18 protein-coding genes and 1 tRNA gene are annotated in these 14,331 nt (G+C 71.5%); 2 read left to right on the top strand and 17 right to left on the bottom strand.

What is annotated here, in order from left to right:
- Nucleotides 1-60: 60 nt before the first annotated feature.
- On the bottom strand, nt 61-2,478 hold the full coding sequence (locus ACZ4Z2_RS09405) for an MFS transporter (protein WP_468074188.1): 2,418 nt from the start codon (nt 2,476-2,478) through the stop codon (nt 61-63).
- A gap of 146 nt (nt 2,479-2,624) precedes the next feature.
- On the bottom strand, nt 2,625-3,074 hold the full coding sequence (locus ACZ4Z2_RS09410; RefSeq protein WP_468074021.1) for a MarR family winged helix-turn-helix transcriptional regulator: 450 nt from the start codon (nt 3,072-3,074) through the stop codon (nt 2,625-2,627).
- Between the two features lie 176 nt (nt 3,075-3,250).
- Here ACZ4Z2_RS09410 and ACZ4Z2_RS09415 point away from each other — a divergent pair, with 176 nt between their 5' ends.
- Entirely contained in the window at nt 3,251-3,445 is a 195-nt protein-coding gene (locus tag ACZ4Z2_RS09415; RefSeq protein WP_468074023.1) for a hypothetical protein, read from the top strand.
- 345 nt (nt 3,446-3,790) lie between these two features.
- Here the strand turns inward: ACZ4Z2_RS09415 and ACZ4Z2_RS09420 are convergent, their stop codons facing one another.
- From ACZ4Z2_RS09420 to ACZ4Z2_RS09460, 9 genes are all read right to left on the bottom strand, one after another.
- Nucleotides 3,791-4,711 carry an RNA polymerase sigma factor SigF gene (locus ACZ4Z2_RS09420; protein ID WP_055713414.1) on the bottom strand — a complete coding sequence of 307 codons (921 nt, stop codon included), beginning with the start codon at nt 4,709-4,711 and terminating at the stop codon, nt 3,791-3,793.
- A 414-nt stretch (nt 4,712-5,125) separates the two neighbouring features.
- Nucleotides 5,126-5,971: an RNA polymerase sigma factor SigF gene (locus tag ACZ4Z2_RS09425; protein WP_468074025.1), complete on the bottom strand. Its 846-nt coding sequence runs from the start codon at nt 5,969-5,971 to the stop codon at nt 5,126-5,128.
- Between the two features lie 217 nt (nt 5,972-6,188).
- Nucleotides 6,189-6,482: a Dabb family protein gene (locus ACZ4Z2_RS09430; protein WP_468074026.1), complete on the bottom strand. Its 294-nt coding sequence runs from the start codon at nt 6,480-6,482 to the stop codon at nt 6,189-6,191.
- A gap of 40 nt (nt 6,483-6,522) precedes the next feature.
- Nucleotides 6,523-6,699 carry a hypothetical protein gene (locus ACZ4Z2_RS09435; protein WP_099966503.1) on the bottom strand — a complete coding sequence of 59 codons (177 nt, stop codon included), beginning with the start codon at nt 6,697-6,699 and terminating at the stop codon, nt 6,523-6,525.
- Nucleotides 6,700-6,883: 184 nt separating this feature from the next.
- Entirely contained in the window at nt 6,884-7,453 is a 570-nt protein-coding gene (locus ACZ4Z2_RS09440) for a DUF4232 domain-containing protein (protein WP_468074028.1), read from the bottom strand.
- A gap of 237 nt (nt 7,454-7,690) precedes the next feature.
- Nucleotides 7,691-7,775, bottom strand: a tRNA-Ser gene (locus tag ACZ4Z2_RS09445).
- A 79-nt stretch (nt 7,776-7,854) separates the two neighbouring features.
- On the bottom strand, nt 7,855-8,286 hold the full coding sequence (gene tadA / locus ACZ4Z2_RS09450) for a tRNA adenosine(34) deaminase TadA (RefSeq protein ID WP_468074190.1): 432 nt from the start codon (nt 8,284-8,286) through the stop codon (nt 7,855-7,857).
- 230 nt (nt 8,287-8,516) lie between these two features.
- Nucleotides 8,517-9,041, bottom strand: a complete 525-nt coding sequence (locus ACZ4Z2_RS09455) for a tRNA adenosine deaminase-associated protein (protein WP_468074192.1) — start codon at nt 9,039-9,041, stop codon at nt 8,517-8,519.
- A gap of 375 nt (nt 9,042-9,416) precedes the next feature.
- Nucleotides 9,417-9,617 (bottom strand): hypothetical protein, encoded by a 201-nt coding sequence (locus ACZ4Z2_RS09460; RefSeq protein ID WP_468074194.1) that lies wholly within the window; start codon nt 9,615-9,617, stop codon nt 9,417-9,419.
- A 446-nt stretch (nt 9,618-10,063) separates the two neighbouring features.
- Between ACZ4Z2_RS09460 and upp the strand changes: the two genes are divergently transcribed.
- Nucleotides 10,064-10,699, top strand: a complete 636-nt coding sequence (gene upp, locus ACZ4Z2_RS09465) for a uracil phosphoribosyltransferase (RefSeq protein WP_159769711.1) — start codon at nt 10,064-10,066, stop codon at nt 10,697-10,699.
- Between the two features lie 25 nt (nt 10,700-10,724).
- On the opposite strand, the gene ACZ4Z2_RS09470 is transcribed toward upp, so the two are convergent.
- From ACZ4Z2_RS09470 to ACZ4Z2_RS09495, 6 genes are all read right to left on the bottom strand, one after another.
- Nucleotides 10,725-11,369, bottom strand: a complete 645-nt coding sequence (locus ACZ4Z2_RS09470; RefSeq protein ID WP_468074196.1) for a LytR C-terminal domain-containing protein — start codon at nt 11,367-11,369, stop codon at nt 10,725-10,727.
- A 261-nt stretch (nt 11,370-11,630) separates the two neighbouring features.
- Entirely contained in the window at nt 11,631-11,927 is a 297-nt protein-coding gene (locus ACZ4Z2_RS09475) for a type II toxin-antitoxin system VapB family antitoxin (protein ID WP_003999914.1), read from the bottom strand.
- Between the two features lie 185 nt (nt 11,928-12,112).
- Complete coding sequence (locus ACZ4Z2_RS09480; protein WP_468074030.1) at nt 12,113-12,268, bottom strand: hypothetical protein; 156 nt, start codon at nt 12,266-12,268, stop codon at nt 12,113-12,115.
- An 82-nt stretch (nt 12,269-12,350) separates the two neighbouring features.
- Entirely contained in the window at nt 12,351-12,689 is a 339-nt protein-coding gene (locus ACZ4Z2_RS09485) for a hypothetical protein (RefSeq protein WP_468074032.1), read from the bottom strand.
- A 216-nt stretch (nt 12,690-12,905) separates the two neighbouring features.
- Nucleotides 12,906-13,487 (bottom strand): HhH-GPD-type base excision DNA repair protein, encoded by a 582-nt coding sequence (locus tag ACZ4Z2_RS09490; protein WP_468074033.1) that lies wholly within the window; start codon nt 13,485-13,487, stop codon nt 12,906-12,908.
- A 54-nt stretch (nt 13,488-13,541) separates the two neighbouring features.
- Nucleotides 13,542-14,300, bottom strand: coding sequence for a siderophore-interacting protein (locus tag ACZ4Z2_RS09495; RefSeq protein WP_468074035.1), 759 nt, complete (start codon nt 14,298-14,300; stop codon nt 13,542-13,544).
- Between the last annotated feature and the right edge of the window lie 31 nt (nt 14,301-14,331).

The raw sequence follows: 14,331 nt of genomic DNA on the forward strand, positions 1-14,331 counted from the left end.
TCACTCCTCGGATACGACCGGTCGGCGGGACGGAGGTGCCGCCCCGCCGACCGGGGTGAACTACTCGCCGGGGTGGGCGAGTTCGATGTCGTGGCCGTCGACTCCGGGGCCGGAGACCGTGAGGGCCGTGGCCACGGGCGGGTACCCGGTGGCGATGACCGTGTAGTCGCCGCCGTCCAGGTCGGCGAAGGCGTACGCCCCGCCCGGGCCGGTGGTGGCGGTTGCGACGACGTTGCCCGCCGCGTCGAGGAGGGTCACGCGGGCGTCGGCCAGCGGCCCGCCCGGCGCCCGGACGACCCCTTGGAGCCGGGCCCCGGCCTCCAGGTCGATCTCGACGCGGGTGACGCCGGTGCCGCCGACCTCGACGGGCAGGGCGCGCGGGCGGAACCCGGCGGCGTTCACCGCGACGGTGACGGGACCGGGCACCAGCTCCCCGAAGCCGAACTCGCCCTGCTCACCGGTGGCCCCGGTGGCCAGCACGTCGCCGCGCACATCGGTCACCACGACCATCGCGTCCTCGACGGGCAGCGCGGTCCCGGCGGCCCGCACCACACCGTTCAGCCCGCTCGTACCGCTCAGCAGGATGTCGTACGAGACCGGCTCACCGTTCACGACGATCGTGGACGCCTGCGGCTGGAACCCGTCGGCGGCGGCGATCAGCACGTACGACCCGGCGCCGGGCGCGTCCACCGCGTAGACCCCGTCGGCACCCGCGACCGAACGGCCGAGCTGTCGGCCCCCGAGCGAGATCAGCGTGACCGCGGCCCCCGGCACGGGCGCCTCCTCGGCCCCGCGCACCTGCCCCCGTACGGGCACCCCGGCGGCGGCCGACGCCGCACCGGAGCCGGCGGTCACCCCGGCTGCGGCCGCAGCCGCGGAAGCCGGGGCGGAGGACGGCGCAGCCGTGGCCGGGTCAGCGGCCGTAGCCGGAACCGCGGCCGGGGTCGACGCCGCGTTCTCCGTCCCCTTCTCTGCCGCCGCCTGGGCGAGCGCCCCGTGGGTCCGCAGCGGGACCTCCTTGATGAAGACCGAGAAGACGAGCGCGAGGACGGCGAAGGGGGCGGCGTAGAGGAAGACGTCGCCGATGCCGTGGCCGTAGGAGCTCTCGATGACCGTCCGGATCGGCGCGGGCAGCGCGTCGAGGTCGGGGATCTCGCCGTGGCCCATGGAGGAGCCGGACACACCGAGCTTGGCGAGGCCCTCCTCCGCGTAATGGGTGATCCGGTGGCTCAGCACCGCGCCCAGCGCGGAGACGCCGATCGCGCCGCCGAGGGAGCGGAAGAAGGTGACGGCGGAGCTGGCGGCACCCAGGTCACCCGGGGCCACCTGGTTCTGCGTGCACAGCACCAGGTTCTGCATCATCATGCCGACGCCGAGGCCGAGCAGCGCCATGAAGACGGCCACGTGCCAGTACGGGGTGTCGTACCGGAGCGTGCCCAGCAGACCGAGGCCCGCGGTCACCAGCACGCCGCCGGCGAGCAGCCAGGCCTTCCAGCGGCCGGTGCGGGTGATGACCTGACCGGAGACGGTCGACGAGACGAACAGACCGGCGATCATCGGGATGGTCAGGACACCGGACATGGTCGGCGACTTGTCGCGGGCCAGCTGGAAGTACTGGCTGAAGAAGATGGTGCCGGCGAACATCGCGACACCGACGAAGAGCGAGGCCAGCGAGGCCAGGGTGATCGTCCGGTTGCGGAACAGCCGCAGCGGGATGATCGGCTCGCTCGCCTTCGCCTCGACGAGGACGAAGAGCGCGAGCAGGGCGACCGTGCCGCCGACCATCGCGTACGTCTGCCAGGACACCCAGTCGTACTTGTCGCCGGCGAAGGTCACCCAGATCAGCAGCAGGCACACCGCGGCGGTGATCAGGAACGCGCCCGCCCAGTCGACCTTGACCTTGCGCCGGACGACGGGCAGGTGGAGGGTCCGCTGGAGCACGATCAGGGCGATCACCGCGAAGGGCACGCCGACGTAGAAGCACCAGCGCCAGCCGAGCCAGTCGGTGTCGGTGATGACACCGCCGACCAGCGGTCCGCCCACCATGGCGGTCGCGAAGGTGGCGCCGAGGTAGCCGTTGTACCGGCCGCGCTCACGCGGGGAGATCATCGCGGCGAGGATGATCTGCGCCAGCGACGACAGTCCGCCCATGCCGATGCCCTGCACCGCGCGGAACCCGATCAGCATCCCGGCGTTCTGCGAGAGACCGGCGGCGGCCGAGCCGAGCACGAAGACGACGAGCGCCAGCTGGATCAGCAGCTTCTTGGAGAACAGGTCGGCGAGCTTGCCCCACAGCGGGGTGGACGCGGTCATCGCCAGCAGCGACGCGGTCACGACCCAGGTGTACGCGCTCTGGCCGCCGCCCAGGTCCTTGATGATGTCGGGCAGGGCGTTCGAGACGATCGTCGACGACAGGATCGCCACGAACATGCCGAGCAGCAGTCCGGTGAGCGCTTCCATGATCTGCCGGTGCGTCATCGGAGCGCCGTCGCCGCCGTGCGAGGCGCCCTTGGCGGGGCCGTGGCCGTGCTTGGCGTGAGCCCGCACACCGGCTGGTGTGGTCGTTGCCATGGGCTTCCTTTTCTTACGTGGTCTTCGCGGGTGTACGGGTTGGTGGGTGTCTTTCAGGGAGCGGTACGGGAGCCGGCGGCCGCGTCGAAGCTGTGGCGCAGCCGGCCGAGGAGCCGGACCAGCTCGCCGACCTCGTCGTCGGACCAGTCGCTCAGCCGATGGGCCATCACCCGGCTGGTGCGCCGGTGGAGTTCGGCGACCAGGGCCCGGCCCTCGGGGGTCAGGCGCAGGATGCGCGAGCGTCTGTCCGCCGGGTCGGGGAGGCGTTCGATCCAGCCCCGCTCGGCGACGTGCGCGACATGGCGGCTGGTCACCGACATGTCCACCGAGAGCAGCTCGGCGAGCCTGCTCATCCGCATCTCGCCGTACCGGTCGAGCAGCGTGAGGACTCCGGCCGATCCGCCGGGGCAGTCGTACGGCAGCATCCGTGCGATCTCCCGCTTCACGACCCCGATGGCGCTGAGCTGGCGGGCCAGCTCCTCGTACTGCGCTCGCTCGGCCATGGGAGCCCCTCCGGTATTTGTTGCTTAGGGCAACCATAGAACTGGATGGTTGCCGCAGGCAAACGAATCGAAGTGCTGGCCGACCCAAGTCTTGGCAAAGGAGAGCGGTACAGCCGGGGCCGCTCCGCCCCACCCCGGTTGGGTGCCCCCTCGCGGATTCGCTAAGGTCTCGGGCCATGGCTGACAACCAGGGACCCCAGGGCAACTACGACCCCGCGGGGAGCACGCAGATGTTCCGCGCGTTCGTTGACGAGACCCCGCGGGGCGGCCGTGCGGAGGCGGCGTCCTCCGGGCCCCGCGTCGGTCTGATCGTCGGGATCGTCGCGGCGGTGGCGGTGGTCGCGGCGGTGGTGTGGCTGGCGCTGGGCTAACGGTCCGGTGGGGCGGCGGGCGCCTATGCGTCTGCCGGGTGTCTGTGCGTCTGCCGGGCGCCTACGTGACTGCCGGGTGCCGGGCGTCTGTGATCTTGCGGCTGCGGGTCGGTTCGCGGCTGGTCGCGCAGTTCCCCGCGCCCCTTGAGGGCGCCGGGTGCCATCCATGCCGCAAAGGGGCGCGGGGAACCGCGCGAGCAACCACCCGCCACCCGCACGCATCCACCCAGCTACCTCGCCCCGCATAGCCATCCGCGCGCACGACGACCGCCGGGATGTCCTGAACGAACAGACATCCCGGCGGTCGTCGCTGTATGCGTGGTTCACCCCGTACTTGACGGGAACTCAGTCGGAGATGAGGCCCTCGCGCAGCTGGGCCAGGGTGCGGGTGAGGAGGCGGGAGACGTGCATCTGGGAGATGCCGACCTCTTCGCCGATCTGGGACTGGGTCATGTTCGCGAAGAAGCGGAGCATGATGATCCGGCGCTCACGCGGCGGGAGTTTGGCGAGCAGCGGCTTGAGGGACTCGCGGTACTCGACCCCTTCGAGGGCGGTGTCCTCGTAGCCGAGGCGGTCCGCCAGCGAGCCCTCGCCGCCGTCGTCCTCGGGGGCGGGTGAGTCGAGCGACGACGCCGTGTACGCGTTGCCGACGGCGAGGCCGTCGACGACGTCCTCCTCCGACACACCCAGCACGGCGGCGAGTTCGGTGACCGTCGGGGAGCGGTCGAGCTTCTGGGACAGCTCGTCGCTGGCCTTGGTGAGGGCCAGGCGCAGCTCCTGGAGACGGCGCGGGACCCGGACCGACCACGAGGTGTCGCGGAAGAACCGCTTGATCTCGCCCACGACCGTCGGCATCGCGAACGTCGGGAACTCCACGCCCCGTTCGCAGTCGAAGCGGTCGATCGCCTTGATCAGGCCGATGGTGCCGACCTGGACGATGTCCTCCATCGGTTCGTTGCGCGACCGGAAACGGGCGGCGGCGTAACGCACCAGCGGGAGGTTGAGCTCGATGAGGGTGTCCCGGACGTAGGCGCGCTCGGGGCTGTTCTCGTCGAGGGCGGCGAGCCGCAGGAACAGGGAGCGGGACAGGGTGCGGGTGTCGATGTTCGCCGAGGCCGGCAAGGCCGGGAACTCAGGCGCCGGCGGAGCCTCGGTGCCGGGAAGGTCCTCGAGCTCCTGAAGGTCCTGAGGGGCCTGGATAGCGTCGGGCGCGGTCTCGCTCTTGGCGAGCGTGAGCACCTTCGAGCTGCCCTGGTCTGCGGACATGCCACCCCCTTTGGGTCGCGGACGGTCGCGGCGGACGCTCCGTCGTAGGGAACGCAGCCTCCACCTGAATACCGGCGGCGAGGCCACGGCAAACGCGCTGGGGGAAGAATGTCACACGTCGGCAACGCGATGTAGTGACATGTCGACATGCAGAGGGGTAATTGGCCCTGGAAACAGGCAGTCTGACGGGGTTTCGACCCATAACTGACGGAAAGAGCTGCCGTGAGTGATTCGCTCGCGGCGGTGATGTCTCGACAGCGCATTCGGTTGGGCCAGATGGCCTGGGCACGTGTGCTCGTGGCCCATTCTGTGCGCCCCGCCTGCCTTCGTGCGCCCCGCGTGCCCCACGGTCCCTCCGGGGTTGGAACGGGGGCCGGCGGTTACCGACGGTCACAAGGATGCGGCGGACACGACCTAGGACTCGATGCGGTTCGCGGAGCGCAGTCTCGCGAAGCTCCGGGCCAGCAGCCGGGAGACGTGCATCTGGGAGACGCCCAGCTCCGCGCTGATCTGTGACTGCGTCAGGTTGCTGTAGTAGCGGAGCAGCAGGATGCGCTGTTCGCGTTCGGGGAGTTGTACGAGGAGGTGCCGTACGAGATCGCGGTGCTCGACGCCGTCGAGTTCGGGGTCCTCGTAGCCCAGCCGGTCCAGGAGCCCTGGCATCCCGTCGCCCTCCTGGGCGGCCTCCAGCGAGGTCGCGTGGTACGAGCGGCCGGCCTCGATGCAGGACAGGACCTCCTCCTCGGTGATCCGGAGCCGCTCGGCGATCTCGGCGGTGGTGGGGGTGCGGCCGAACGCGGTCGTGAGGTCCTCGGTGGCGCCGTTCACCTGCACCCAGAGCTCGTGCAACCGGCGGGGGACGTGGACCGTGCGGACGTTGTCGCGGAAGTAGCGCTTGATCTCGCCGATGACGGTCGGCATCGCGAACGTCGGGAACTGCACGCCGCGGTCGGGGTCGAAGCGGTCGATGGCGTTGATCAGGCCGATCGTGCCGACCTGGACGACGTCCTCCATGGGCTCGTTGCGGGAGCGGAAACGGGCGGCCGCGTACCGCACGAGCGGGAGGTTCGCCTCGATGAGCGCCCCGCGTACGCGGGTGTGCTCAGGGGTGCCCGGTTCGAGGTGCTTGAGCTGGCCGAAGAGCACCTGGGTGAGGGCGCGGGTGTCGGCGCCGCGACGTTTCTCCTGAACGGGCGCTTGGGTTTCTTCCTGGGGTGGCGCAGTACTGGCCGACACGGTCAACGCCACCTCTTCATCCATCAACTCATCAACTCAACCGTCAAAAGCGGTCATAGCATCACAAGACATGTGCACTGTGATCAAGCACCGCATATCGCCGTGTTGAGGGAGAGTTGAGACCGTGCCGGGCAATCGGGGTAACCGGGAAACGGGGCACGACGAAGCCCCGCACCTTTCGAGTGGTGCGGGGCGGGCCGTACGGGCGTATGAACGGGGGACGGGCCGGGGGCAGGCGGTGTCAGTACTCGTAGTCCGCGATCACCCAGGTGGCGAACTCGCGCCACAGGGCGACACCGGCCTGGTGGTCGGGGTGCTCGACGTACCGGCGCAGGGAGTCCGCGTCGTCGAACGCCGAGTTGATCGCGAAGTCGTAGGCGATGGGCCGGTCGCTGATGTTCCAGCCCAGCTCCCAGTGGCGCAGCTCCGGGATCTTGCCGTCGAGCGCCCGGAAGGCACTCTCGCCCTCGACGACCCGCGGGTCGTCGCGCTCGACGCCCTCGTTGAGCTTGAACAGGACCAGGTGGCGGATCATGGGCGCTCCGGGAAGGTCGTACGACGCGTGGTGCTGCTGGTCACTCGGCCCCGTCGGCGATCCATGTGAAGAAGTCGCCGATGGACTGGGCGGCGGTCGAGACGCCCTCGAACCCTATCTGGACGTAGTCCGCGGCCTTGGCCGGGTCGGTGATGATCACGTACAGCACGAAGACCACGAGCACGTACAGCGCGATCTTCTTCCCCTGCACCGCCACAGCGGCCTCCCCCGCCTCATATGTCCCTGTCCACCGGCGGCGAGTGTAACCCGATCATGCGTTCGCAGGAGGTCCCCGGAACGCACGAAGGACCCCACCTGACGGCGGGGCCCTTCTTCAGCGGTAGCAGAGGTCTGTCGTTGCGATGGCCGTGCGGGCTGCTCGGCTCGTAGCGACGGTGGGGTCAGGAAGGCTTGACCGCCGAGACCGGGGTGACGGTCACCTTGTCGTCGCACTCGGCCCACACCCCTTCGTTCAGGGCGACCTGGTGCTTCCCGGAGCGCGGCAGCCCGATGACCATGGTCGGATACGTCACCGGGTCCTTGCCCGACTTGCAGTAGCCGTCGGCCTCCCCGTGGACCTGGACGAAGGTCAGCTTCACCCACGCCTTGCCGTGCGGCCGGACCTTCACGGTGGTCGCCTTGCCCTTTCGGGTGACCTTGAGCGGGGTGTTGTGGGCGGGGGAGCCGTTGCCGGCGCCCGCGACCGTCGGGTGGCCCTTCAGGACGCACGTCTTGCGGGAGACGTTGGTGAACTTCACGACCGCCGCCCCGGTTCCGGTCCCGACGGGCGGATGAGCGGCCTGCCGGGCGCTGACCTGGAGTGCGGAGGCCCTGCAGGCGGGCGGCGGGGTGGAGGTGGTGGTGCTGGCCGCCATGGCGGTGCCGGGCAGGATGCCGGCCACCGCCGCCGCGACGGCCGTGACCGCCGTCGTCGCCAGAGCCGCCCTGCGAATGCCGTTGCTGTGCCGCATGCTGTCGTCCCCCTGAGTCGTCTCGTCCGCGGATGTCGGTCATCGGTCGTTGCCCCGCGGTACGTGTGGTCGTCGTACGTGATGGCAGATAGGGCGGGAGAGCGGCAGGGTTCGGTGAGACGACGTCTTGTGACGGAACGGTGACGACAGGCGAGCGGCTGGCGGAAACCGAGACGGAAGCTGAGACGGAAGACCACGAAGGGCCCGGTCCAACGGACCGGGCCCTTCGTCTCTCTGCGGTAGCGGAGGGATTTGAACCCTCGGTGACTTGCGCCACACTCGCTTTCGAGGCGAGCTCCTTCGGCCGCTCGGACACGCTACCGAGGGAGACCTTACAGCAAGGTGCGGCGTGCTTTGAAATCGATATGCGGGGCGGCCGGGGGCGCCGGTCCGGGGGCAGGTCAGCGGAGGCGGAAGAAGTCAGTGAGGAGCCGGGCGCAGTCGTCGGCGAGGACGCCCTCGACCACCTCGGGGCGGTGGTTGAGGCGGCGGTCCCGTACGACGTCCCAGAGGGAACCGGCCGCGCCGGCCTTCTCGTCGCGGGCGCCGTAGACGACCCGGTCGACCCGGGACTGCACGATCGCGCCCGCGCACATCGTGCAGGGTTCGAGGGTGACGACCAGGGTGCAGCCGGTCAGCCGCCACTCGCCGAGCGCCGCGGCGGCCCGGCGGACGGCGAGCACCTCGGCGTGGGCCGTCGGATCGCCGGTCGCCTCGCGTTCGTTGTGGCCGGTGGCCAGGACGGTCGTGCCGTCCGGGGACAGGACGACGGCACCGACCGGGACGTCCCCGCCCCCGGCGGCCCGCCCGGCCTCGTCCAGGGCGAGCCGCATCGCGGCCCGCCAGCGGTCGCGTACCGGATCGGGGCCCGGTGCCTCTGCGTCGGTTGCTTCGGTCACCCGGGGAACCTAGCGGATCGGCCGCCCGGGAGCCGCCCGACGGCCGGAACGAACCCCGGGGCCTAGGCCCTGTCGTCACATTCCCACCTACCCCGCGACGCCCTGCACGCACCTGACGTCGCGGGGCCGCCCTTCGGGCGACGGCGGGAGTTTGACGACAGGGCCTAGCGGACCGTCTCCAGGACCTCCGAGGCGCCCAGGGCCTCGGCGATCGAGTTGAGGGCGTCGTCGGCGTCGAGGGCGCGCAGTTCCTTCTCGCTCACACCCAGGTCGTCGAGGATCTCGGTGTCGCCGACGGGGCTGTGCGGCACGGCATCGGCGCCCGTGTCGTCGTCATCGTCGTCGGGCTCACCGTCCTCCGTGCCGTCGAGGTCGAGGGAGTCCAGGTCGGGGCCGTCGTCTCCGGGTTCCTTTCCGAGCAGTTCGTCGGTGAGCAGGATCTCGCCGTAGCTGCTGCGCGCAGCGGCCGCGGCGTCCGAGATGTAGATACGAGGGTCGTCCTCGCCATCGATGCGGACGACGCCGAACCAGGCGTCCTCCTGCTCGATGAGCACCAGCACCGTGTCGTCGTCGGGCGAGGCTTCACGGGCCAGGTCGGCCAGATCCGACAGGGTCTCCACATCGTCGAGCTCTGTGTCGCTCGCTTCCCACCCGTCTTCGGTGCGCGCGAGCAGTGCGGCGAAGTACACCGTGACTCTCCCACTGGTCATAGGCGTGCCGGTTGGGGGTCCCCCCGGCGGAGGTCGGTGGGCGGGGAGGCTGTGCTCCGAGCCCCACCCACTCGGAATCGTGGCAGAAACAGAGCGCCCAGGGGACGTCTTCGGCTCCCTGTGTCCGGCAGTTTTGATCGCCGGCCGGGCAAGGCGTTCACCTGCGCACCTGTTGCCGCCACCTGCGGATCGTACGCGGACTTCCCCGCCGCATATGCACGGCCACCCCGTGAGTGCCCCGCGCATGCCCCGTGAGCACTCCGAGAGGGCGCCAAGAGGGCGGAAGGGGTGTGTCGCACGGGGGTGTTCGGGGGGTGCCCGTGCATGGGCGGCGGCGGGGCTACCAGCGCGGAGCTACCAGCGGAAGGTGCGCATGCGCATCGCGTGCCGCAGCCGGGCCGCCTTGGCCCGGCGCGGCTGCACCCGGTCGCGCAGCTCCCGCGCCTCCGTCAGCTCCCGCAGGAACTGGGCCCGGCGCCGCCTCCGTGCGGCGTCGCCCTGCTCGTCGGGGTCGACGGCGCCCGCGTCGGCGTTCGCCTCCGCCGGTTCCCGCAGGCCCGCGCCCCGCGGCCGCTCCCCGTCCCTCGCGCGCCTCGCCTCCCGGTCCCTCGGGCGCCGCGCCTCCCGGTCTCTTGTAGACCGTGCCTCGCCATCCATCGCGCGCCGCGCCTCCCGGTCCATCGCGCGCCGCGCCTCCCGGTCCATCGCGCGCCGCGCCTCCCCGTCCGTCGTTCGTGGTCCTTCCCGGTTCGTCCCCCGTGACCGGGTCCCGCCCGTCCTCCGGGGACGCAGGGACTCGTCGTCCACTCCCGCCATGGGCTCACCACCGTCCGGCATCGGCTCACCACCCCCGCCATTCCCTCCCACTTTCCCTCCGGCGGCGGGTTTGATGCCATCGGAAGGGTGAACCACGCGGGTCGGAGTTGCTCTGCGACGGGTGAACGGTCCGGCGGCCGGGCACCGGGGAGCCCGGCACTGCCACCCCCGTTACTGTTGTGGTCATGCGTCTCCACGTCGTCGACCACCCCCTGGTCGCCCACAAGCTCACCACCCTGCGCGACCAGCGCACCGACTCCCCGACCTTCCGTCGTCTCGCCGACGAGCTGGTCACCCTGCTCGCCTACGAGGCCACCCGTGACGTGCGCACGGAGCAGGTCGACATCGAGACGCCGGTCGCCCGGACCACGGGCGTCAAGCTCTCGCACCCGCGCCCCCTGGTCGTGCCGATCCTGCGCGCCGGCCTCGGCATGCTCGACGGCATGGTCCGGCTGCTGCCGACCGCCGAGGTGGGCTTCCTGGGCATGATCCGCAACGAGGAGACGCTGGAGGCGTCGACGTACGCCACGCGGATGCCCGAGGACCTCTCGGGGCGTCAGGTCTACGTCCTGGACCCGATGCTCGCGACCGGCGGCACCCTGGTCGCCGCGATCCGTGAGCTGATCGCCCGGGGCGCCGACGACGTGACCGCCGTGGTGCTCCTCGCCGCGCCCGAGGGTGTGGAGGTCATGGAGCGTGAGCTGGCGGGCACCCCGGTGACGGTCGTGACCGCCGCGGTCGACCAGCACCTGAACGAGCACGGGTACATCGTGCCGGGCCTCGGGGACGCGGGGGACCGGCTGTACGGCGCGGCCGAGTAGGAACCGCCCGGGCCCCCGGCGGGGCTCAGCAGGTCTTCGTCGCAGTGGGCGTCGGCTCGGGCCTGGTCAGTTCGGCCAGGGCCGCGTCGGCGTCCTTCTGCTTGCTGAGGGCCTTGAACCCGGTGCCGATGACGAGGTCGACCTCGGTGGCCTTCTCGCGGCCGTCGGTCTTCGTCCGGGCGCCGGTCAGCTGGGTGTTCAGGACGGGCAGTGCCGTGTCCTCGGCCGCCTTCGCGCCGAGCAGCAGGGCGGTGCCCTTGACCTTCTTGTCGTACTCCTCGGTCGCGTTGCCCACGTTCCCGATGCGGAAGCCGCGCTTCTTCAGTTCCTCGGCGGTGTCCTTGGCGAGGCCCGAACGGGGCGTCGCGTTGAGGACGTTGACGGTGATCTTCCCGGGCGCCGGGTACGACTCCGGGGAGCCGGACGGCTTCCGGCCCGCCTTGCCCGCCGTCGGGGAGGGGCTCACGCGGGCCGAGCAGTCGGCCTTGGGGCCGGCCGCGGCGGCCTGGTCGTCGCCGCCGGTGAAGACGTCGATGAGCTGCAGGGTTCCCCAACCGGCCAGGCCCAGCGCGGTCGTGGACGCGACGACCGCGAGCACGAGCCTGCGGCGCCTCTTCGGTCGGCGCAGCCGCGGGTACTTGTCCCCCGTGATCCGGTACTGGCCGCCCATGCCGGGAGGAGTCAGCATGCTCATGGGCGCAGCGTAGTGCCGTTGGGCGGCGATGCCTACTAGATGATCATTGACCGCGCGGCAGTCCAACCCGAAAGGGCCAACCGGCGTCTCGGGGGAGCGGAGCCGTGCGTACGGCGCGCTGGTGGCGCCCAGCGGTGCGGGGGAGGTCGCCCGCACCCGTCCGGGGGCCGTAGGCGGGGACATCCCGCGCCCCTGGAGGCCGACGCCCTGGAGTCCGGAGCCGTCAGCGGTGCCGGGTCAGTCCAGTTCGAGGACGCGGGCGTGCAGGACCTGGCGCTGCTGGAGGGCTGCGCGTACGGCGCGGTGGAGGCCGTCCTCCAGGTACAGGTCGCCCTGCCACTTCACCACGTGCGCGAAGAGGTCGCCGTAGAACGTGGAGTCCTCGGCGAGGAGGGTCTCCAGGTCCAGCTGCCCCTTGGTCGTCACGAGCTGATCGAGGCGGACCGGGCGCGGCGCGACGTCCGCCCACTGCCGGGTGCTTTCCCGGCCGTGGTCGGGGTACGGCCGGCCGTTTCCGATGCGCTTGAAGATCACACGGAAAGCCTACCGGTCAAGACGTTCCGGGCGCAGCCATGGCGACGGAGTGCGACCCGGGAAAAGGTCCCGTGAATCGGTCAAACGACGCATTCCTTGCCGTTCGGCGGCGCGCGCGCCGTGTCTTTTCCGCGGCCCGAGTGCCCCGGAGCCGGTGGTTCCGGGGCACTCGGACGGGTGCCGGTTCAGTCGCGCTCGGGGGCCTTCGGGTGGTGCCGTTCGCCGCCCTGCGGGGCCCGGCCGTGCTCCGGGTGCTGCTGCTCGGGGCGTGCCTTGGGCGTGCTGCGCACGGCCTCCGCGCGGAGGAGGGCGCGCAGGACCGTGTACGGGTCGTTGGGCATGGCTGTGGTCCTTGTCCTGTGCTGGGACGCGTGCCGGCCACCGTGCCGGTCTCGCGGGGAGTGAGCTGCGCGAACGGCTCTCTCAGCAGCGCAGGACCACGGAGCGCAGGACGTGCGGGGTGAACGGGGACCGGGGCGGGGCCGGCCTGAGCGGGGGGCGCTCCGCCGTGGCCGGGCCGGGGGAACAAGCGGCCGGGGCCGCAGGGCGCGCCGCGGTGGCGGGGCGGTGGTGGGGCCGGGACGGCGGCCGGGGGGCGGTCTCCACGAGGTCGTACTCGACGAGCGCCGGCTCGTTCGCCGCGGGCGGCGCGCAGCTCGCGTGAGCGGTGCCGTGCGCGGCCGGGAGGACCAGGGCGAAGGCCAGCACGAGCACACGCAGCCACAGCCGTACGGCTACGGGGGCGTGCGGGGTCGTGCTCACGGTGACTGTCTGCCCGTCGAGCGCCCCCACCGCATCGACCCACCCGAAGAACCGCCCACTCGGCGTACGCGGTGTTCACCGGTCGGCTGTGCTGAAGGGGCGCAGCCCCGTCAGGGGTGCGGGGAACCGCGTGAGCGACCCCGAACGACTCGCACCCGCCGCGCGACCTCCCCACCCTCGCTACGGCGTCGGGGCGGCCCCTACCCCCCGGCGGCCCTACTTCTTCGCCTTGGCCGCCGCCTTCGTCTCCTGCTTGTACGCCCGCACCTTGGCCAGCGACTCGGGCCCCTTGATGTCGGCCACGGAACGGAACGTGTCCGGTTCGCCGTACGCCCCCGCCGCCTCCCGCCACCCCTCGGGCCTGACGCCCAACTGCTTGCCGAGGAGCGCGAGGAAGATCTGTGCCTTCTGGCGGCCGAAGCCGGGCAGCGCCTCCAGCCGGGCCAGGAGCTCCCGGCCCGTCCCCGCGTCCTTCCAGACCCCGCTCGCGTCACCGTCGTAGTGCTCCACGAGGTACTGGCACAGCTGCTGGATCCGCTTGGCCATGGAGCCGGGATAGCGGTGGACCGCCGGTTTGGCGGAGAGGATCCCGGCGAACGCCTCCGGGGACATGGCGGCGATCTCCTGGGCGTCGAGGTCGTCCGCGCCGAGCCGCCCGGCGATGGTGAAGGGCCCCTTGAACGCCCATTCCATCGGCACCTGCTGGTCCAGCAGCATGCCGACCAGCGCGGCGAGCGGACTGCGCCCGAGGAGTTCGTCCGCGTCGGGATCCTGGGCGAGGTGAAGGGTGACGTCCATGCCCCCGATGATGGCGCGGACACCGAGCCACCGCAGCCCGGCACCCCCCGGCCCCTACGGCCGCCAGTACCCCAGCGCCTGGATCCGCTGCTTCGGCAGGCCCAGTTCCTTGCGGAAGTACGCGGTGAGGGAGCGGGTCGTGGCGGTGTCGCAGGCGATCCAGACGTACGGGTCGGGGGCGTCCTCCAGCAGCGCGGGAGCCTGCGACCTCACCTGGGTGACGAGGTGCGCGCCGGCGTCCCGGCGGGGAACCGGGCGGAGGTCGTGGTGGGCGGGGTCGCGGCGCAGCGGGAGGCCGCCCACGCCGTCGGGGCCGGCCTCGGCCGGGGTCTCGAACCAGATCGTCGTCGGGGTCGACGGCAGGGCGCCCAGCAGGGAGTTGATGGCCGGGAGCGAGGCCGGGTCGCCGATGGCGAGGATGTGGGAGGGGGCCGGGTCGGGATCGGTGAAGCCCGTGCCGTGGACGGTCGCCTCGATGGTGTCGCCCGGTTTCGCCGAGCGCGCCCAGTCGCTGGCGCGGCCCTCGTGGAGGGCGAACTCCAGACTGAAGGTCCCGGCGGCCGGGTCGGGGTCGACGAGGGTGTACGCGCGCTGGTGGGGCCGGGCGGCGGGCCCCGTCTCCCCGGTGGGCGCGAACCAGAGCCGTACCCACATCGTGGGGTGGACGCCGGTCACCGCGAGCATGCCGCCGTCGGTGAGGTGGATCCGCCGGTAGTCGTCGGTGACCTGCTCGGCACCGGTGACGGTGAAGACGAAGTCCTTCGCGCGCAGCAGTTTGAGGACCGCGCCCTCCCAGCCGTGACCCTGCCCCATGACGCCTGCACCCTTCACGTACGCTTCCCCC

The organism is Streptomyces sp. NPDC030183, from assembly GCF_055573455.1.